The 15,371-nt window shown below is 65.5% G+C and carries 17 protein-coding genes; 7 read left to right on the forward strand and 10 right to left on the reverse strand.

The annotated features are described in order from the left end of the window. Positions 1-14: 14 nt before the first annotated feature. The 3 genes from qcrA to FB460_RS03155 all read left to right on the forward strand — a co-directional run bounded on the left by qcrA (position 15) and on the right by FB460_RS03155 (position 4,526). Positions 15-1,208: a cytochrome bc1 complex Rieske iron-sulfur subunit gene (gene qcrA, locus FB460_RS03145; RefSeq protein ID WP_246044218.1), complete on the forward strand. Its 1,194-nt coding sequence runs from the start codon at positions 15-17 to the stop codon at positions 1,206-1,208. A 2-nt stretch (positions 1,209-1,210) separates the two neighbouring features. Then, positions 1,211-2,971 carry a cytochrome bc1 complex cytochrome b subunit gene (gene qcrB, locus FB460_RS03150; RefSeq protein ID WP_142092641.1) on the forward strand — a complete coding sequence of 587 codons (1,761 nt, stop codon included), beginning with the start codon at positions 1,211-1,213 and terminating at the stop codon, positions 2,969-2,971. A gap of 94 nt (positions 2,972-3,065) precedes the next feature. After that, positions 3,066-4,526 (forward strand): GuaB1 family IMP dehydrogenase-related protein, encoded by a 1,461-nt coding sequence (locus FB460_RS03155; RefSeq protein ID WP_246044219.1) that lies wholly within the window; start codon positions 3,066-3,068, stop codon positions 4,524-4,526. 36 nt (positions 4,527-4,562) lie between these two features. On the opposite strand, the gene FB460_RS03160 is transcribed toward FB460_RS03155, so the two are convergent. The 5 genes from FB460_RS03160 to FB460_RS03180 all read right to left on the reverse strand — a co-directional run bounded on the left by FB460_RS03160 (position 4,563) and on the right by FB460_RS03180 (position 9,240). Further along, positions 4,563-4,985, reverse strand: a complete 423-nt coding sequence (locus tag FB460_RS03160; RefSeq protein ID WP_246044220.1) for a cytochrome c oxidase subunit 4 — start codon at positions 4,983-4,985, stop codon at positions 4,563-4,565. Further along, positions 4,982-6,700 carry an aa3-type cytochrome oxidase subunit I gene (gene ctaD / locus FB460_RS03165; RefSeq protein WP_142092642.1) on the reverse strand — a complete coding sequence of 573 codons (1,719 nt, stop codon included), beginning with the start codon at positions 6,698-6,700 and terminating at the stop codon, positions 4,982-4,984. The genes FB460_RS03160 and ctaD overlap by 4 nt, the downstream gene beginning before the upstream one ends. Then, the gene (gene ctaC, locus FB460_RS03170) at positions 6,700-7,530 is read right to left on the reverse strand and encodes an aa3-type cytochrome oxidase subunit II (protein WP_246044221.1); all 831 of its coding nucleotides are present in this window, start codon (positions 7,528-7,530) and stop codon (positions 6,700-6,702) included. The genes ctaD and ctaC overlap by 1 nt, the downstream gene beginning before the upstream one ends. A gap of 157 nt (positions 7,531-7,687) precedes the next feature. Then, entirely contained in the window at positions 7,688-8,035 is a 348-nt protein-coding gene (locus tag FB460_RS03175; RefSeq protein ID WP_142092643.1) for a HesB/IscA family protein, read from the reverse strand. Positions 8,036-8,160: 125 nt separating this feature from the next. After that, positions 8,161-9,240, reverse strand: coding sequence for a glycerate kinase (locus FB460_RS03180; protein ID WP_170209928.1), 1,080 nt, complete (start codon positions 9,238-9,240; stop codon positions 8,161-8,163). A 34-nt stretch (positions 9,241-9,274) separates the two neighbouring features. Here FB460_RS03180 and FB460_RS03185 point away from each other — a divergent pair, with 34 nt between their 5' ends. Then, positions 9,275-9,823 (forward strand): hypothetical protein, encoded by a 549-nt coding sequence (locus tag FB460_RS03185; protein ID WP_142092645.1) that lies wholly within the window; start codon positions 9,275-9,277, stop codon positions 9,821-9,823. Here the strand turns inward: FB460_RS03185 and pspAA are convergent, their stop codons facing one another. After that, entirely contained in the window at positions 9,824-10,108 is a 285-nt protein-coding gene (pspAA, locus tag FB460_RS03190) for a PspA-associated protein PspAA (protein ID WP_142092646.1), read from the reverse strand. Next, positions 10,105-10,911: a PspA/IM30 family protein gene (locus FB460_RS03195; protein WP_142092647.1), complete on the reverse strand. Its 807-nt coding sequence runs from the start codon at positions 10,909-10,911 to the stop codon at positions 10,105-10,107. The genes pspAA and FB460_RS03195 overlap by 4 nt, the downstream gene beginning before the upstream one ends. Before the next feature lie 121 nt (positions 10,912-11,032). Here FB460_RS03195 and FB460_RS03200 point away from each other — a divergent pair, with 121 nt between their 5' ends. Next, a complete protein-coding gene (locus FB460_RS03200) occupies positions 11,033-11,605 on the forward strand; it encodes a DUF3043 domain-containing protein (protein WP_142092648.1) in 573 nt (190 codons plus the stop codon). Positions 11,606-11,623: 18 nt separating this feature from the next. On the opposite strand, the gene FB460_RS03205 is transcribed toward FB460_RS03200, so the two are convergent. Then, positions 11,624-12,130, reverse strand: a complete 507-nt coding sequence (locus FB460_RS03205) for a DUF4870 domain-containing protein (protein WP_142092649.1) — start codon at positions 12,128-12,130, stop codon at positions 11,624-11,626. A 92-nt stretch (positions 12,131-12,222) separates the two neighbouring features. Here FB460_RS03205 and FB460_RS03210 point away from each other — a divergent pair, with 92 nt between their 5' ends. Then, positions 12,223-13,230: an aldo/keto reductase family protein gene (locus FB460_RS03210; RefSeq protein WP_142092650.1), complete on the forward strand. Its 1,008-nt coding sequence runs from the start codon at positions 12,223-12,225 to the stop codon at positions 13,228-13,230. Next, complete coding sequence (locus tag FB460_RS03215; protein ID WP_211345805.1) at positions 13,230-13,406, forward strand: hypothetical protein; 177 nt, start codon at positions 13,230-13,232, stop codon at positions 13,404-13,406. Before FB460_RS03210 ends, FB460_RS03215 begins: the two co-directional genes overlap by 1 nt. On the opposite strand, the gene FB460_RS03220 is transcribed toward FB460_RS03215, so the two are convergent. Further along, a complete protein-coding gene (locus FB460_RS03220) occupies positions 13,376-14,176 on the reverse strand; it encodes a hypothetical protein (RefSeq protein WP_142092652.1) in 801 nt (266 codons plus the stop codon). The two genes, FB460_RS03215 and FB460_RS03220, sit on opposite strands and share 31 nt — an antisense overlap. Before the next feature lie 26 nt (positions 14,177-14,202). Then, positions 14,203-15,303: a glycine cleavage system aminomethyltransferase GcvT gene (gene gcvT / locus FB460_RS03225; RefSeq protein WP_142092653.1), complete on the reverse strand. Its 1,101-nt coding sequence runs from the start codon at positions 15,301-15,303 to the stop codon at positions 14,203-14,205. Positions 15,304-15,371: the final 68 nt, after the last annotated feature.

Here is a 15,371-nt window from a genome sequence, read left to right on the forward strand (position 1 = left end):
GCCAGAACAACGACATGAGCGGTGACAAGATGACCGGCGGCGAGAACCGCTCGACCCCCGTCGACGCCAACGACCGCACCGCCGCCGAGCTGGTGGCCGAGCGGGAGTCCAATGGGACCCTGTACGAGCATCCTGTCCCCGATCCGGGGCTCGAGGAGCACATCGAGCGTTATTCCGACGCCGAACCGAAGGTCGGCGATGACATCGCCAAGCAGATCACGGGCATGTTCATTGCCGCCCCGGTGCTGGCCATCGCCTTCATCGTCATCTACTTCGCCGTCCCCGACGTCACCGAAGGCGGCCCGATGGTCGACTTCGGGCCAATCCAGACGCCCGCCGCACATCTGGGCATGGGCTTGACGCTCGGCGCGGCCGTCCTCCTCATCGGTCTCGGCGCCGTCCAGTGGGCACGCATGCTCATGAACGACGAAGAGCTCATCGAGGAGCGTCACCCGGCTCGTTCCTCCGAGGAAGACCGCAAGGCCACCATGGCCGAGGTCGACAAGGGCATCGCGGACAGCGGTATCTCGCGTCGTGGTCTCATGGGTCGCGCCCTGGGTGGAGCCATCGGCGTCGTCGCGGTCGCTCCCCTCGTCACCCTGGCCGACCTCGGCCCTTGGCCGACGCCCTCGCGCCGCGCCGAGACCATCGAACGGACGCTGTTCCACCTGGCCACTCCCGAGAAGCCGGTGCGTCTGGTCAATGACGTGACCTACACGCCCATCAAGGCCTCGGACATGGAGATCGGCCAGCTGATCAATGCCCAGCCCGAGAATCTTGCCGAACTGAAGGGCACCGAGCCGGCAGAGCGCCCCGAGGAGCTCAAGAAGTTCAGCTACATGAACGAGAAGTCCAAGTCGGCGATCATCATCGTGCGCATGGACCCCAACTCCATCCGCGTACCCGAGCGTCGTTCCTCGTGGCACGTGGGCGGCATCATGTGTTACTCGAAGATCTGCACGCACGTCGGTTGCCCGATCTCGCTGTGGGAGCAGCAGACCCATCACCTGCTGTGCCCCTGCCATCAGTCGACGTTCGACCTCGGCGACAGCGGCAAGGTCGTCTTCGGCCCCGCCGCCCGCGCGCTGCCCCAGCTCCCCATCACCGTCGACGACGAGGGCTACCTCATCGCGACATCCGATTTCGAGATCCCGGTGGGCCCGAGCTACCCCGAACGTAAACAGCACATCCACGACAAGGGTGAGTGAGCATGGCGAAACCGACAACCCGTGATGCGTCGACGCGAGGCGTCGACACCGCGCCCGAGCAGGAGGCGTCGACCGCGGCCAAGGGGCCTCGCCCCTTCGCCAAGCTCGAATCCCCCGTGACGGCTCTGGACGACCGTGTGGGCCTGGCTGCCCTCGGTCGCAAGAACCTGCGCAAGGTCTTCCCCGACCACTGGTCCTTCCTGCTGGGCGAGGTCGCGCTCTACTCGTTCATCATCTGCCTGATCACCGGCGTCTTCCTGACCATCTGGTTCCGCCCGTCGATGGCCGAGATCACCTACGACGGCTCCTACCAGCTGTTGAAGGGGCTCCACATGTCCGAGGCCTTCGCCTCGACCCTGGAGATCTCGTTCGACATCAAGGGCGGTCTGCTGATCCGTCAGCTCCACCACTGGGGTGCCCTGCTGTTCGTCGCCGCGATGTTCGCGCACATGATGCGTGTGTTCTTCACCGGCGCGTTCCGCAAGCCGCGTGAGCTGAACTGGCTCCTCGGCGTCGGCCTCATCTCGATGGGTGCCGTCGAGGGCTTCGCCGGCTACTCCCTGCCGGATGACCTTCTCTCGGGCACCGGTCTGCGCTTCGCGGACGGCATGATCCGTTCGTTCCCGCTGATCGGCACGTGGGCCGAGTTCTTCGTCTTCGGTGGCGAGTACCCCGGCGAGTTGATCATCTCGCGCCTGTACATGGTGCACATCCTCCTGCTCCCCGGGCTGCTTCTCGGCCTGGTGGCCGCGCACATGGCGCTGGTTGTGTACCACAAGCACACGCAGTTCCCCGGGCCCGGGCGCACCGAGAAGAACGTCGTGGGCTACCCGATGTTCCCGGTGTACATGGCCAAGGCCGGTGGCTTCTTCTTCATCGTCTCCGGCGTGCTGGTTCTGATGGCCACCTTCATGCAGATCAACCCGCTGTGGCAGTACGGTCCCTACAACCCGGCACAGGTCACCGCCGGTTCGCAACCGGACTTCTACATGGGTGCGGCCGAGGGCGGTGTGCGAATCATGCCTCCGTGGGAGACCTATTGGTTCGGCCTGACCTGGTCGTGGAACATCTTCATCCCCGGTGTCGGCATCCTCGGTGCCCTGTTCACCGGCATGGCCCTCTACCCGTTCATCGAACGGTGGGTCACCGGAGACAAGGAGGAACACCACCTCCTGCAGCTTCCGCACCAGGCGCCGACGCGCACCGCGATCGGTGTGGCTGCGATCGCCGCGTACTTCTGCGCACAGCTCGGTGGTGCCAACGACCTCATGGCCACCCACTTCGAACTGTCGCTCAACGCGATCACGTGGTTCCTGCGCATCATGATCTTCGTGAGCCCGATCGTGGCCTTCCTGGTCACCAAGCGCATCTGCGTCTCACTGCAGCGTCGTGACAACGAGCTGCTGACGCATGGTTCGCCCAGTGGTGACATGGAGCGTCTGCCCGACGGTGGCTACTTCGAGCACCACGTCAACCTCAGCGACGACGAGGCCTTCACACTCAGCCAGCATCGGGAGCACGTCCCGGTCGAGGCCTCCCCCAGCACTGACGCCCATGGCGTCCGCACCAAGGGTGGGGTCTCGAAGAATCGGGCTCGCTGGAGCCGATTCTTCTACGAGACAGACGCGCTCAAGCCATCGGCCGAGGAGATCGCCGAGGGCCGTGCCCACACCGATCACGAGAACGCCGAGCATGGTCACGGTGAACTCACCAACGATGATGGCGGTGAACACGGCGACAACAGGGAACTCAGCAACCGCTGACCCCGATCCTCCCGATCACGCGACCGACGAGACCCCGCGCGCACCGAGTGCACGTGGGGTCTCGTCGTCTCCGAGGTGCGGTTACGCTACGAGCGTGCACTTTCTCAACGATCAGCAGCCCCAGCACGACCTCACCTACAACGACGTCTTCATGGTGCCGCGACGCTCCGGCGTCTCGTCCCGACTCGAGGTGGACCTGTCGAGCACCGACGGGCTCGCCACTCCCCTCCCCCTCGTGGTCGCCAACATGACGGCGGTCTCGGGGCGGCGGATGGCCGAGACCGTCGCGCGTCGTGGCGGTCTCGCGATCATTCCGCAGGACATCCCCACCGAGAAGGTCGCCGAGACCATCGCCCGGGTCAAGCAGGCACACCTGGCCTTCGACACGCCGGTGATGGTCTCGGCGGACACCACGATCGGCGTGGCCATCAGCCTCATGGCCAAGCGTTCTCACGGTATGGCCGTCGTCGTCGACGGGGACCGTCACGGCTCCCCTCGACCGCTCGGCGTGATCGCTCCGGCCGACTGCCAGGAAGTGGATCGTTTTGCTCAAGCGCACAGCGTCATGAACACCGATCTGGTGACCGTCGATCCCTCGGCGTCTCCCAAGGAGATCTTCGACGAACTCTCCGCAACCCACCAGGAGGTCGCCCTCGCCGTGCAGGACACCGCCCTGTTGGGCGTCATGACCCGCAGGGGCGCCCTGCGCAGTGCTCTGTACTCCCCGGCAGTGGACGCCGACGACCGGCTCCGCATCGGCACTGCGGTGGGAATCAATGGTGACGTGGCCGGCCGCGCAGAGCGCCTTCTGGACGCTGGCTCCGATGTCCTGGTGGTCGACACCGCGCATGGTCACCAGGAGAAGATGCTGGAGGCACTCCGTTCGGTCCGACGTGTCGTCGACGCTCACGAGCGTCGGGTTCCGATCGTGGCCGGCAATGTCGTGACAGCCGATGGTGTGCACGATCTGGTGGACGCCGGAGCGGAGATCCTGAAGGTCGGTGTCGGCCCCGGAGCCATGTGCACAACGCGCATGCAGACCGGTGTGGGACGGCCCCAGTTCAGTGCCGTCCTCGAATGCGCCGAGGCGGCTCGCGCGGACTCGGCATCGGTGTGGGCCGACGGCGGTGTCCGCCACCCCCGCGACGTGGCCCTCGCCCTGGCCGCGGGTGCGGGCTCGGTGATGGTGGGCTCGTGGTTCGCCGGAACCTACGAATCGCCCGGAGATCTCATGTCCGACGCCGGGGGACGCCAGTACAAGGAGTCCTTCGGAATGGCCTCCGCACGCGCCGTGCGCAACCGCACCAAGAACCAGTCGGCCTTCGACCGAGCGCGGGCCGCGCTCTTCGAGGAAGGCATCTCCAGTTCACAGATGTATCTGGATCCACAGCGCCCGGGCGTCGAGGACCTCATCGACTTCATCGTGTCGGGAGTGAGATCCTCCTGCACCTACGCCGGCGCGGCTGATCTGGAGACCTTCGCCGAATGCGCAACGATCGGCATACAGTCGGCCTCTGGCTATGAAGAGGGGCGCCCCATCCACACCAGCTGGTGAGATCGGGCGCCCCTCTTCGAGGTCACACGGGATGAATCAGTGGCGGTACACGCCGCGATAGTACTGGTAGCACCAGCCCGAAACGGCCCAGATGCCGACGCCGACGCCGATGAGCGAGATCCACCATCCGAGGATGATCCCGAGAAAGATCAAGCTCGCGGTGACCGCGCACCAGAACGGCCAGATGGAGCTCGGCGGAAAGAACGCCAACTCTCCGGCACCGTCTGCCACCTCAGCGTCCAGATCATCCTCGGGCCGCGGATCGAGCGTCCGCCCATGGACCCAGAACGCACCCCAGAGCATGATCGCCATGAGAAAACTCAGAGTGAGGGCCGTGGTCCCCGCCATCTCGACCCTGCCGTCAACCTTGCCGAAGAAGATGTACAGCACTGTCGCGATACCGAAGAAGATGACGATGGGAAGATAGATCTTCCCCTCGGTCTGCATGCTGCGCTTCACAGGTTCTTCTCCTCTTCGTGCACGGGGGCATCCGCGCCAACCTGGACGAGTTCCTCGGCATGGCCGCCGCCCAACCCCATCTCGGGGTAATGCAGGTCGAAGGCCGGCGAGTACGAGCGGACGCGAGGCAGACGCGTGAAGTTCTTCGGCGGAGGCGGGCACGAGGTGGCCCACTCCATCGAACGTCCCCAGCCCCACGGATCATCGACCGTGATCGCCGGGCTCTTGCGGCTGATCCAGATGTTGATGAAGAACGGGATGAACGACACACCCAGCATGAAGGCACCCACGGTCGAGACCTGGTTCAAGATCGTGAAGCCCTCGTTGGAGAGGTAGTCACCGTAACGACGCGGCATGCCCTCGGTGCCCAGCCAGTGCTGGACGAGGAAGGTGATGTGGAACGCGAAGAACAGGATCCAGAAATGGACCTTCCCCAGCGTCTCGTTCAACTTGTGGCCGAAGGCCTTGGGCCACCAGAAATAGAACCCGGCGAACATCGCGAACACCACGGTGCCGAAGAGCACGTAGTGGAAGTGCGCCACCACGAAGTAGGTGTCGGAGACCTGGAAGTCCAGCGGCGGGCTGGCGAGGATCACACCGGTCAGGCCACCGAAGAGGAAGGTCGTCAGGAAGCCGGCGGACCAGAGCATCGGGGTGTCGAACGAGACCGAACCGCGCCACATGGTGCCGATCCAGTTGAAGAACTTCACACCTGTCGGAATCGCGATGAGGAAGGTCATGAACGAGAAGAACGGCAGGGACACCGCACCGGTCACGAACATGTGGTGTGCCCACACAGCGGCCGACAGCGCAGCGATCGACAGCGTGGCGGCGACAAGGCCGACATACCCGAAGACGGGCTTGCGGGAGAACACCGGAATGATCTCGGTGATGATGCCGAAGAACGGCAACGCCAGCACGTACACCTCGGGGTGTCCGAAGAACCAGAAGAGGTGCTGCCACAGGATCGGGCCGCCGTTGGCGGCGTCGAACACGTGGGTGCCGAAGTTGCGGTCGGAGAACAGCACCAGCAGTCCGGCGGCGAGCACGGGGAACACCAGCAGCACCAGCAGCGAGGTGACCAGCACGTTCCACGTGAAGATCGGCATACGGAACATGGTCATGCCGGGCGCACGCAGCGTCGCGATGGTGGTGATGAAGTTCACCGCGCCGAGAATGGACGACAGACCCAGCAAGTACAGACCCATGAGCCACAGGTCACCACCGACGCCCGGGCTGTGCTCGGCGTTGGCCAGCGGCACGTAAGCGGTCCAGCCGAAGCTCGCGGCACCCTGCGGCGTCAGAAAACCGCCGAGTGCGATGAGCGAACCGAAGATGAACAGCCAGAAGGCGAATGAGTTCAGACGCGGGAACGCCACGTCGGGCGCACCGATCTGCAGCGGCACGAGGTAGTTCGCGAAGCCGGAGAACATCGGGGTGCCGAACATCAGCAGCATCACGGTGCCGTGCATCGTGAAGAGCTGGTTGTAGAACTCGAGGTTCATGAACTGCATACCGGGCAGGGCGAGCTCGGCACGGATGCCGAGGGCCATGACGCCACCCACCAGGAAGAACGCGAAAGCGCTCACGCTGTACATGATCCCGAGCAACTTGTGGTCGGTCGTCGTCAGGATCTCCAAGGCCATGGCACCCAAGCGACGCTTCGGCAGCGTGGTGCTCGTGGCGGTCGTCGATGCCCTGTCAAGGCTGGCCATCAGTGTCCTCCCTCTCGCTGAGCGAGCTCGTTGGCTCCCTCAGTACCCATGACCTGGCCGGTCTGGCCCTTCTCCTCCAGTTCGGCCATCTTCGCGTCGTACTCCGCGCGGGAGACGATCTCCACGTTGAACAGCATCGCCGAGTGGTAGGTGCCGCACAGCTCGGCGCACTTGCCCGCATAGACGCCCTCAGCGTTGGGGGTCACCTGAAATGTGTTCGTGCGTCCGGGGACGGCATCCATCTTCATGTAGAACGACGGAACCCAGAACGAATGGATGACGTCGCTGGCATGCAGATTGAACTGCACACGCTCGTCGACGGGCAGATAGAGGGTGGGGATCGTCTCGACGGTGCCGGCGTCCCACACCTCCTCCTCGCTGTAGTTGAAGGTCCAGGACCACTTCTGTGCCACCACATCGATGGTCACATCAGGCTCCTCGCGCATCTCCAGCGCCGCGTCCTGCGTCTTGACGGTGTAAGCGAACAGCACGCCGACGATCAGGAACGGGACGATGGTGTACATGATCTCCAGCGGGAGGTTGTACGTCGTCTGCTTCGGACGGTCGTTCGCGGAGCGGCGGCGGTACCGGATGAACGCCCAGCCCATGAGGCCCCACACGAGGGTGCCGATCACCGCGATGGCGATCCAGGCGCCCACCCAGAGCTGCCCGATCTGTTCAGCCGACTCGGTGGACGGAGAGGGGTAACCCAGATGCTGCCAGCGACCCGGACCCCCGGTGCCGGAGCACCCACTCAACAGGGCCACGGCCATGGCCGCGCCCGCACCACCGACGATGCGACGCGACTTCGTTGCCTTGGTCAGACTCACATCTCACCTTTCTGAAATCCCGCCCGCTTTCCACGGGCTGCCGAACCACCTCGGGCAGGCCCGAAGCGGTCCCACCCTAACCCATCCGACCCCCCGAACGCTGCCCTTGGAACGGGCAGGTCGACCGGAGGGTCGGATTGGCGCCGAAAGGCCTGGATCAGTGGAAGCTGTCCCCACATGCACAGGATCCCTGCGCATTCGGGTTGTCGATGGTGAAGCCCTGCTTCTCGATCGAGTCGACGAAATCGATGGTGGCGCCGTTCAGGTACGGGGCGCTCATGCGGTCGGTGACGACCTTCAGCCCGTCGTAGTCCTTGACTACGTCACCGTCCATCTCGCGCTCGTCGAAGTACAGCTCATAGCGCAGCCCAGAGCATCCGCCGGGCTGCACCGCCAACCGGAGCGAGAGGTCGTCGCGACCTTCGCGGTCCAGCAGGGCCTTGGCCTTGGCGGCGGCTTCGTCGGTCAAGGTGATGCCGTCGGCAACGGCCGTGGTCTCAGTCATGTGATGCCTCCTGTGAGTGGACGGGCCCAGTGTAGGTAAGTCTCGCGAGGAGTTGAAGGGTCGAGCCCTTGAAGTCCCGGATGTGGAGCGGAACACCGCGTCGTGACGCCGCATTCCCCGATGGGTCAACGATCCCAGGTCCGGGCGATCCGGGCACCCAGCTCCACCAGATCGTCAGCCCCGACCATGGGTTGACGCTCCCCCGCGAGCTCGTCGACGGCATAGGCCGATTCGATCCCCATCGAACGCATCTCCCTGGCGCCGATGACCACGGCGCCGGCCGCGGCGATGCAGGGGCGCAGTGCGACCTCCGACAGGTGTGCCATGTGCTGGACGACGCCCCCGCCACGCGAGGCGAAGTCGAACAGATCGGTGCCGGTGAGAACGACATCGGCGTGGGCCAGCGTCCGCTCGATCCCCGCGCGATCCCCACACCAACGCGGGCCACCGCCCACATCGGCACCGAGGGCCAGGAGCGCGAAGGCCACACCACAGGCGCCGGCTCCCGGGCGCCCGGCGGCCTCTGGATCCACGGCGGCGGCGAAGGCCTCCAGGGCGGCATCGGCGTCGAGCATGTCCTGGTTCTCCAGAACGCTTCCCGGCTCCTGACGTGCGGCCGAGCCACGCAGGGAGGTGGTGCCGCGCAGCCCCAGCAGAGGAATCTCGGCCTCGGCATCGGGAACGATCACGGTGATGTCATCCACCTCTGCAAGGAGGTGATGCACCGGCGACAGGTCCACGTCGGTGATCCCGCGCAGGCCGGTGACCCCTTCATCGAGTGGGGCGTCAGCACGTGCACCGAGTCCGTGCAGGAAACCGGCACCACCATCTTGGGCCGCCACACCTCCCACATCGATCACGAGGTGCCGGGGTCGATGTTCCCGAATCTGTTCGGCCACCATGCGGCCGAGTTCCACCGACGACCCGAGCGGCACCCACGCCCGGTGATCCACCTGCTGTTCGACCGAGATCACCAGCGTCGCCCGATCGGCGGCCACCACCGCGCCCCCCTCGGCCGCCAGCAGCATCGCCTCGACACCGAGGAGAGCAGCCGCAGCACCACCGAAGCCCCGGGCCGACTCGCCCATCGGCACCACAGCCAGCTCAGCCCAAGGAGCCGTGCGTTGCCATCCGGCGGCCAACGCCGAGCCCACTCCGGCTGAATCCAGGTCACCGATCCGATCGGTTGCCACCACCACTCGCATGACGCACATTGTCCCACCCTGCACACTGGACTCTGTGCAAGCCCGAAGAGTTCTCGTCCGTCACGTCGTCCCGGCCCTGTTCGCCGCTGCGGGCGCATGGGGTTTCTACCTGCTGCTCTTCCAGTGGTTCCTGGGACTCGTCGCCCCGGGCATGATCGGCGGTGATGTCCCCTTCGCCGTGGCCGCCGCCTTCGCACTGTTGGCCTGCGTCGGCCTCGCGGTGTTCCTGCCCCTGCTGCGCCGGTGGCAGACGTCGGCACCGGTCGCGATCGGTCTCGCCGCCATCCTGGGCCTCAGTGGGTGGGTGGCTTCGGCCGGGACTGCCATCGCCGGCAGCGTCGTGGTCTGCCCCGACCTGTGTTCACCGGGCAAGACATGGTCGATGCTCCCGACCATGCTGGTGGCCGCGCTGTTGGCGGCCATCGGGCCGATGTTCTACGCGGTTGCCAGAACACCCCGAGATCTCGGCGGTTTTCCCGACACCCGCGGACAGGTGTTCTGGGGTCTCGCCGTGATCTTCGGGGTGCTCGGCTTCGCCTTCGCAATGGGCTGGTGGGTCGAGATGTGGCTCTACCCGGGCTGATCAGCCGGGAATGAGTCCTTCCTCGGAGTCTCCGAGCATCTCGTGCATGTCGGCCAGGGTCGCATCCGGCCCCGGCAGGATGAGCTCGGATTCGGCCAACTCATCGTCGGCCACGGGGCGCCCATGTTCACGAACCTGCATCATCAGAGCCGTCAATGCGGTGGTGAGCGCCGCCTGGTCATTCGCTTCGACGGCCTGCTCAAGCTGGTCGTCGATCTCGTTGAGGGCATCGACCTTGGCGTCGTCCAGGTCGAACTGCCCCTGCCCCAGTACTCGCACGATCATTGCTGACCCCCGTTCTGCCACTGCTGGTTCTGATCGAAACGTGCCGGGCCGAGATCTCCGGTTCCCTGGTCTCCCTGATCGAGCATCGGCCGTTGCGCCCCACCGCCGATCTGGGCTTTGAGCTGTGCGAGTTCGTTCTCGACGTCACTGCCGGACGACAGTTCCTCCAACTCGCGGGTCAGGGAGTCCTTGCTGGAGCCGGTCATGTCGTCGAGAGCGCCGGAGGCCATCAGCTCGTCGGTCGCCGATGCCCGCGCCTGCAGCTCCATCGTCTTGTCCTCGGCACGCTGGATGGCCATGCCGACATCGCCCATCTCCTCGCCGATGCCGGTGAAGGCCTCGTTCACCTGCGTCTGCGCCTGCGCAGCCGAGTAGGTGGCCTTCAGCGTCTCCTTCTTGGTGCGGAAGGCCTCCACCTTCGCCTGAAGGCGACGCTGCGCCGAGATGAGCTTCTCCTCCTCGGCCTGGAGCTGATTGTGCTGGACCTGCAGGTCACTCAGCTCGGTCTGGAGACCCGACTTGCGGGTCAGCGCCTCCCGAGCCAGATCCTCACGCCCCACCTGGAGAGCCTGTTGTGCCTGACCAGTGAGCTTGTCGATCTGTTGCTGAAGCTGCTGGGCCTGCAGCTCCAGACGCTTACGGCTCGTCGCGACGTCGGCGACGCCGCGGCGAACCTTCTGCAGCAACTCCTGCTGCTGCTTGTACGAGTAGTCGAGGGTCTCTCGCGGATCCTCCATCTTGTCGAGGGCCTTGTCGGCCTTCGCCTGGAAAACGGAGGACATACGCTTGAACAGTCCGGCCATGGGGCGGGCGTCCTTCCAGCTAGCGGCTTGGTGGGGTCCAGCCTAGAATGTCCTCACCGCTCCCGCACCTCGGGTGTGACCGGGCTCCCTCGACCAACGACCCTGACCTTCGGAGGCACACGTGAAGCTGTTCGGACGATCTGACGAGAAGTCAGCGCAGCAGACGTCCGAAGCGGGGCCGACCGAGACGACCAGGAGGGAACGCCGCCCCGGAGAGGCGAAGGGTCGCCCGACCCCCACCCGCAGGCAGGCCGAGGCCGAGCGCCGTCGTCGGCTGCAGCTCTCTCCGAAGGAACGCAAGAAGCAGGCCCGTGAGGCCGAGCGCCGTGCACGCATGGAAGCCTACGAGGCACGTGACCGGACACCGGAGAAGGAGCTGCTGCGCGATGTGGTGGACTCCCGTTGGAGCTTGGCGGAGTTCGTCCTCCCGATCCTCCTGCTCAACCTGGCCGCCAGCATCATGTGGCCGAACCACACCAATCCGATCGCATATGTGATGTACGGCTACATCCTGCTGTCGATCATCGATGGCGTGCTGTGCTGGCGCCGGTACCGCACGCTGCTGCGCGAGCGCATGCCGCGGTTGACCGACATCTCCGGCCTGGGGCTGCGCTTCTACCTGTTCAACCGCGTGATCTCGCTGCGCCCGATGCGCAACCCCAAGCCGCGCGTCCGGCGTGGCGAGAAGATCTGACGGTCCGCTCTCCGCCGGTCAGTTCAGAACGCGGAACGGCAGCCAGTAGGTGGGCATCTCCCCACGTTCGGCCGCTCCGGACGCTTTGATGCGCATGTAGATGTCGAAGCCGAACTGTATGAGGCCCGTCAGAAAACCGATGAGCATGAACGTGAGCATGTAGTTGATCGCATAGCCGATCAACATGATGATCGAGAAGTTCAACGACTCCTTGGCATGGATCTCTTGGTACCGGCCTCCCTGCGCAGGCTTGGCGAGCAGACCGATGAGGCCCGCGAGCCAGCTGAGGAAGATCGCACCCCAGTGCGAGAACGACGCCATGCTCTTCTCTGCTTGGTGTTCCTGCGGCGAGACCGGGATCATCGATCCAGGTGGGATCTGCCCAGCGTTGAGCGGTTGCTGAAAGCCGTACTGCGGGGCCTGCGGATGAGGAGCCGGGTTGAACCCGGGGTCGTGGGCGTTCCCGTGGGGCTCGGGGCCGCCGGCTCGCCACTGCCCCTCAGGCTGCCAGTTCGCATCACTCATCGTGTCTTCTCCTTGCTCCTCGATTCACCGACCGGTCGGGTACAAGATAACCACGCCACCTGGTCAAGGCACCTTCGTGCCAGACTGACCACATGGAGTTCCGACATCTGGGCAACAGTGGCCTCAAGGTCTCCGAGATCGCGTACGGCAATTGGCTGACGCACGGTTCGCAGATCGAGGCTGAACAGGCAACGGCCTGTGTCCACGCAGCATTGGATGCAGGCATCACGACGTTCGACACCGCCGATGTGTATGCCAACACCGTCGCCGAGGAGGTTCTCGGGCAGGCTCTGGCCGGGCAGCGGCGGGAGAGTCTGGAGATCTTCACGAAGGTCTATTTCCCCACCGGCCCGAAGGGCCCGAACGACACCGGGCTGTCGCGCAAGCACATCATGGAATCGATCCATGGCTCATTGCGGCGTCTGGGAACCGACTACGTGGATCTCTATCAGGCACACCGTTTCGACCACGCCACGCCGCTGGAGGAGACGATGTCGGCGTTCGCCGACATCGTGCATCAGGGCAAGGCACATTACATCGGCGTCAGCGAGTGGACCGTGGAGCAGATCCGCAGGGCGCACGGATTGGCCCGTGAGCTGCACATCCCGCTCGTATCGAACCAACCGCAGTACAACATGTTGTGGCGCATCATCGAAGACGAGGTCATGCCCGCCTGCGCCGATCTCGGAATGGGGCAGGTCGTGTTCTCCCCCATCGCCCAGGGCGTCCTCACCGGCAAGTACCTCCCGGGTCAGGCCCCGCCCCAGGGTTCACGCGCCACCAGCGAAGGAGGTTCACAGTTCATCGAGAACCTCCTCACCGATGATCTGCTCACCCGCGTGCAACGGCTGGCTCCGCTGGCCGAGGAACATGGACTGACGTTGGCTCAGTTCGCGCTCGCATGGGTGCTCAGCCACGAGCAGGTGTCCTGTGCCATCACCGGCGCGTCGCGCCCCGAACAGGTACATGGCAATGCCGAGGCCGCAGGCCACCGGCTGGAGGCCGACGTCATGGCCCAGGTCGATGAGATCCTCGGCGATCATGTGACGCGTGACCCCTCGATCGTCGGCAACGCCTCACCACAGGAGCGTCTGACCTGATGTTCACCTGGCGACCCGACATCGGGACCATCGAAGAGACATTCTCCGACCAGGCCGACGCCGAGGAGTGGCTCACGCTGAACTTCACCGAGCTCAGCGCCGAAGGTGTGTCCGAGGTGACGCTGTTGGAGGACGGCGAGGTGGTCTACGGTCCGATGGGACTTGACCCGCTCTGATCACCCACCATCTCGATCCGGCCCCCGATGATCCGCGACGCCGGACGCAGCTCCGGGCCGATCGGGCCGCTGCCGGTCATGAGGAAGGTGCCTGCGCAGAGCGCACCGCCTGTCTCCTCGGCGTGGCGCCCCACTCGAGCACTCACCGCCCAGGCCGCCTCCCGCCAATCCGTGGCCGGCGGCACGGCGAGCGTCCATATCTCGGTGTGCGCAGGTACCGCCAGCACAACGGGCCCGTGGGTGAGTCCGAGCGCCTCCACCATCGCTGGGAGATCGAGCAGTCTCGAGGCGGTGTAGACATCACCCCGCAGGGCCTGGCCGTCGAACCGTTCGATGCGCAGGGGCCGCCGTTGGGCGGGCTCGGCGAGCGTTGTCCTCAGCGTCCGCGCGAACAACTCGTCGAGCCCACCCAGGTCGTCGATCTGGGCCCCTGTCAGACGTTCGGTGCGATCGAGTTCGTCGCGCACCGGATATGCGGCCAGCCCGGCGGGAGCAGGAACCGCCCACGGCACCGGGAAACGTCGCGGATCGGTCAGCTTCCACCGGACGCTCGCGGCCGGCACCGCATCACGGCGATGCCGATGTGCCGCCAGGAGCCCATCGACGAGCCATTCGATCGAGGCATCACCGTCCCACCCGCGTGACAGGAGACGGGCGTGGGTGCGCTCGAGATCCTCGATGCGCTCCCCCACGCCGTCGACCACCACGGCGCCGTCTCGGACCTTGGCACGGAGACCTCGACGCCGCACCGAGGCCAGGACGGCGTCCACCAGTGCACTCGCCTCTGCGGTCTTCTTCAGGAGGAGACCCCCGGTTCCACGAACGGCGGCTTCACCACCTCGAAAGGTTCGGTACGACGCCGCACCTGCACCTGCACCGTGTCGCCCAGCTGGACACCGGGCGAGACGAGCGCCAGGGCGATTCCCTGCTTGAGCGTCGGGCTGAACGTACCGGAGGTCACCACCCCGATCTCGTTCCCGTCGGCGTCCAGCACCGCCATCCCCGGACGCGGGATCGCGCGCCCCACCGCGCGCAGCGCACGGGAGATGCGTTCGGGCCCCTTCTCCTTGAGTGCGCGCAGCGCCTCGTGTCCCCGAAACTCGGGCTTCCTCCAGCCGAGGGCGAAGCCCAGTCGTGCCTCCACCGGGGTGATGTCGGTGGAGATCTCGTTGCCGTGCAGCGAGTACCCCATCTCGGTGCGGAGGGTGTCCCGGGCGCCCAGCCCGGCGGGAACGGCCTCGGGGTCGGCTGCGAACACCGCGTCCCACAGTTTCCTGGCGTGTTCGGCGGGAGCAACGAGCTCATAGCCCTTCTCACCGGTGTAGCCGGTTCGGCAGACCGTCAGCGGAACGCCGTCGAGTTCGGCCCGGGCGAAGCTCATGTACTCGTGGTCGGTCGGGAGCCCCATCTTCTCCAGCAGGGCCGGGCTGTTGGGGCCCTGAACCGCGATGATCGTGTGTTTCCCATGCTCGTTGACGACCTCGACGCCCTCCGGGGCCTCGTCCGCGAGCAGACGCACGACCTCGGCGTTGTTGGCGGCATTGGGGATGACGAAAAGCTCCTCATCGCCGAATCGGTAGATGAGCATGTCGTCCACGACGCCGCCCTCGGGCGTGCACAACATCGTGTACTGGGCCTTGCCGTCGACGATCTTGGCGAGGTCATTGGAAAGGACCCGATTCGCGTGCTCCAGCGCGCCGGCGCCCACGATTCGCGCTGCACCCAGATGGGAGACGTCGAACACTCCCACATGGTCACGCACGGCGTGGTGTTCGGCCACCACACCTCCGCCGTCATACTCCAGCGGCATCTCCCATCCTCCGAACGGGGCGAACTTCGCGCCGGATTCCACGTGTGCGTCGTGGAGCGGGGACCTACGCAATGCGGCGTCACTCATTGGCTTCCTCCTGATACAGGGGTCGGTTCGGTCAAGTTACCGCACTCGTTAGAGTGGCGATGAGGCGC

Source organism: Propioniferax innocua, from assembly GCF_006716235.1.
GTDB classification, from domain to species: domain Bacteria; phylum Actinomycetota; class Actinomycetes; order Propionibacteriales; family Propionibacteriaceae; genus Propioniferax; species Propioniferax innocua.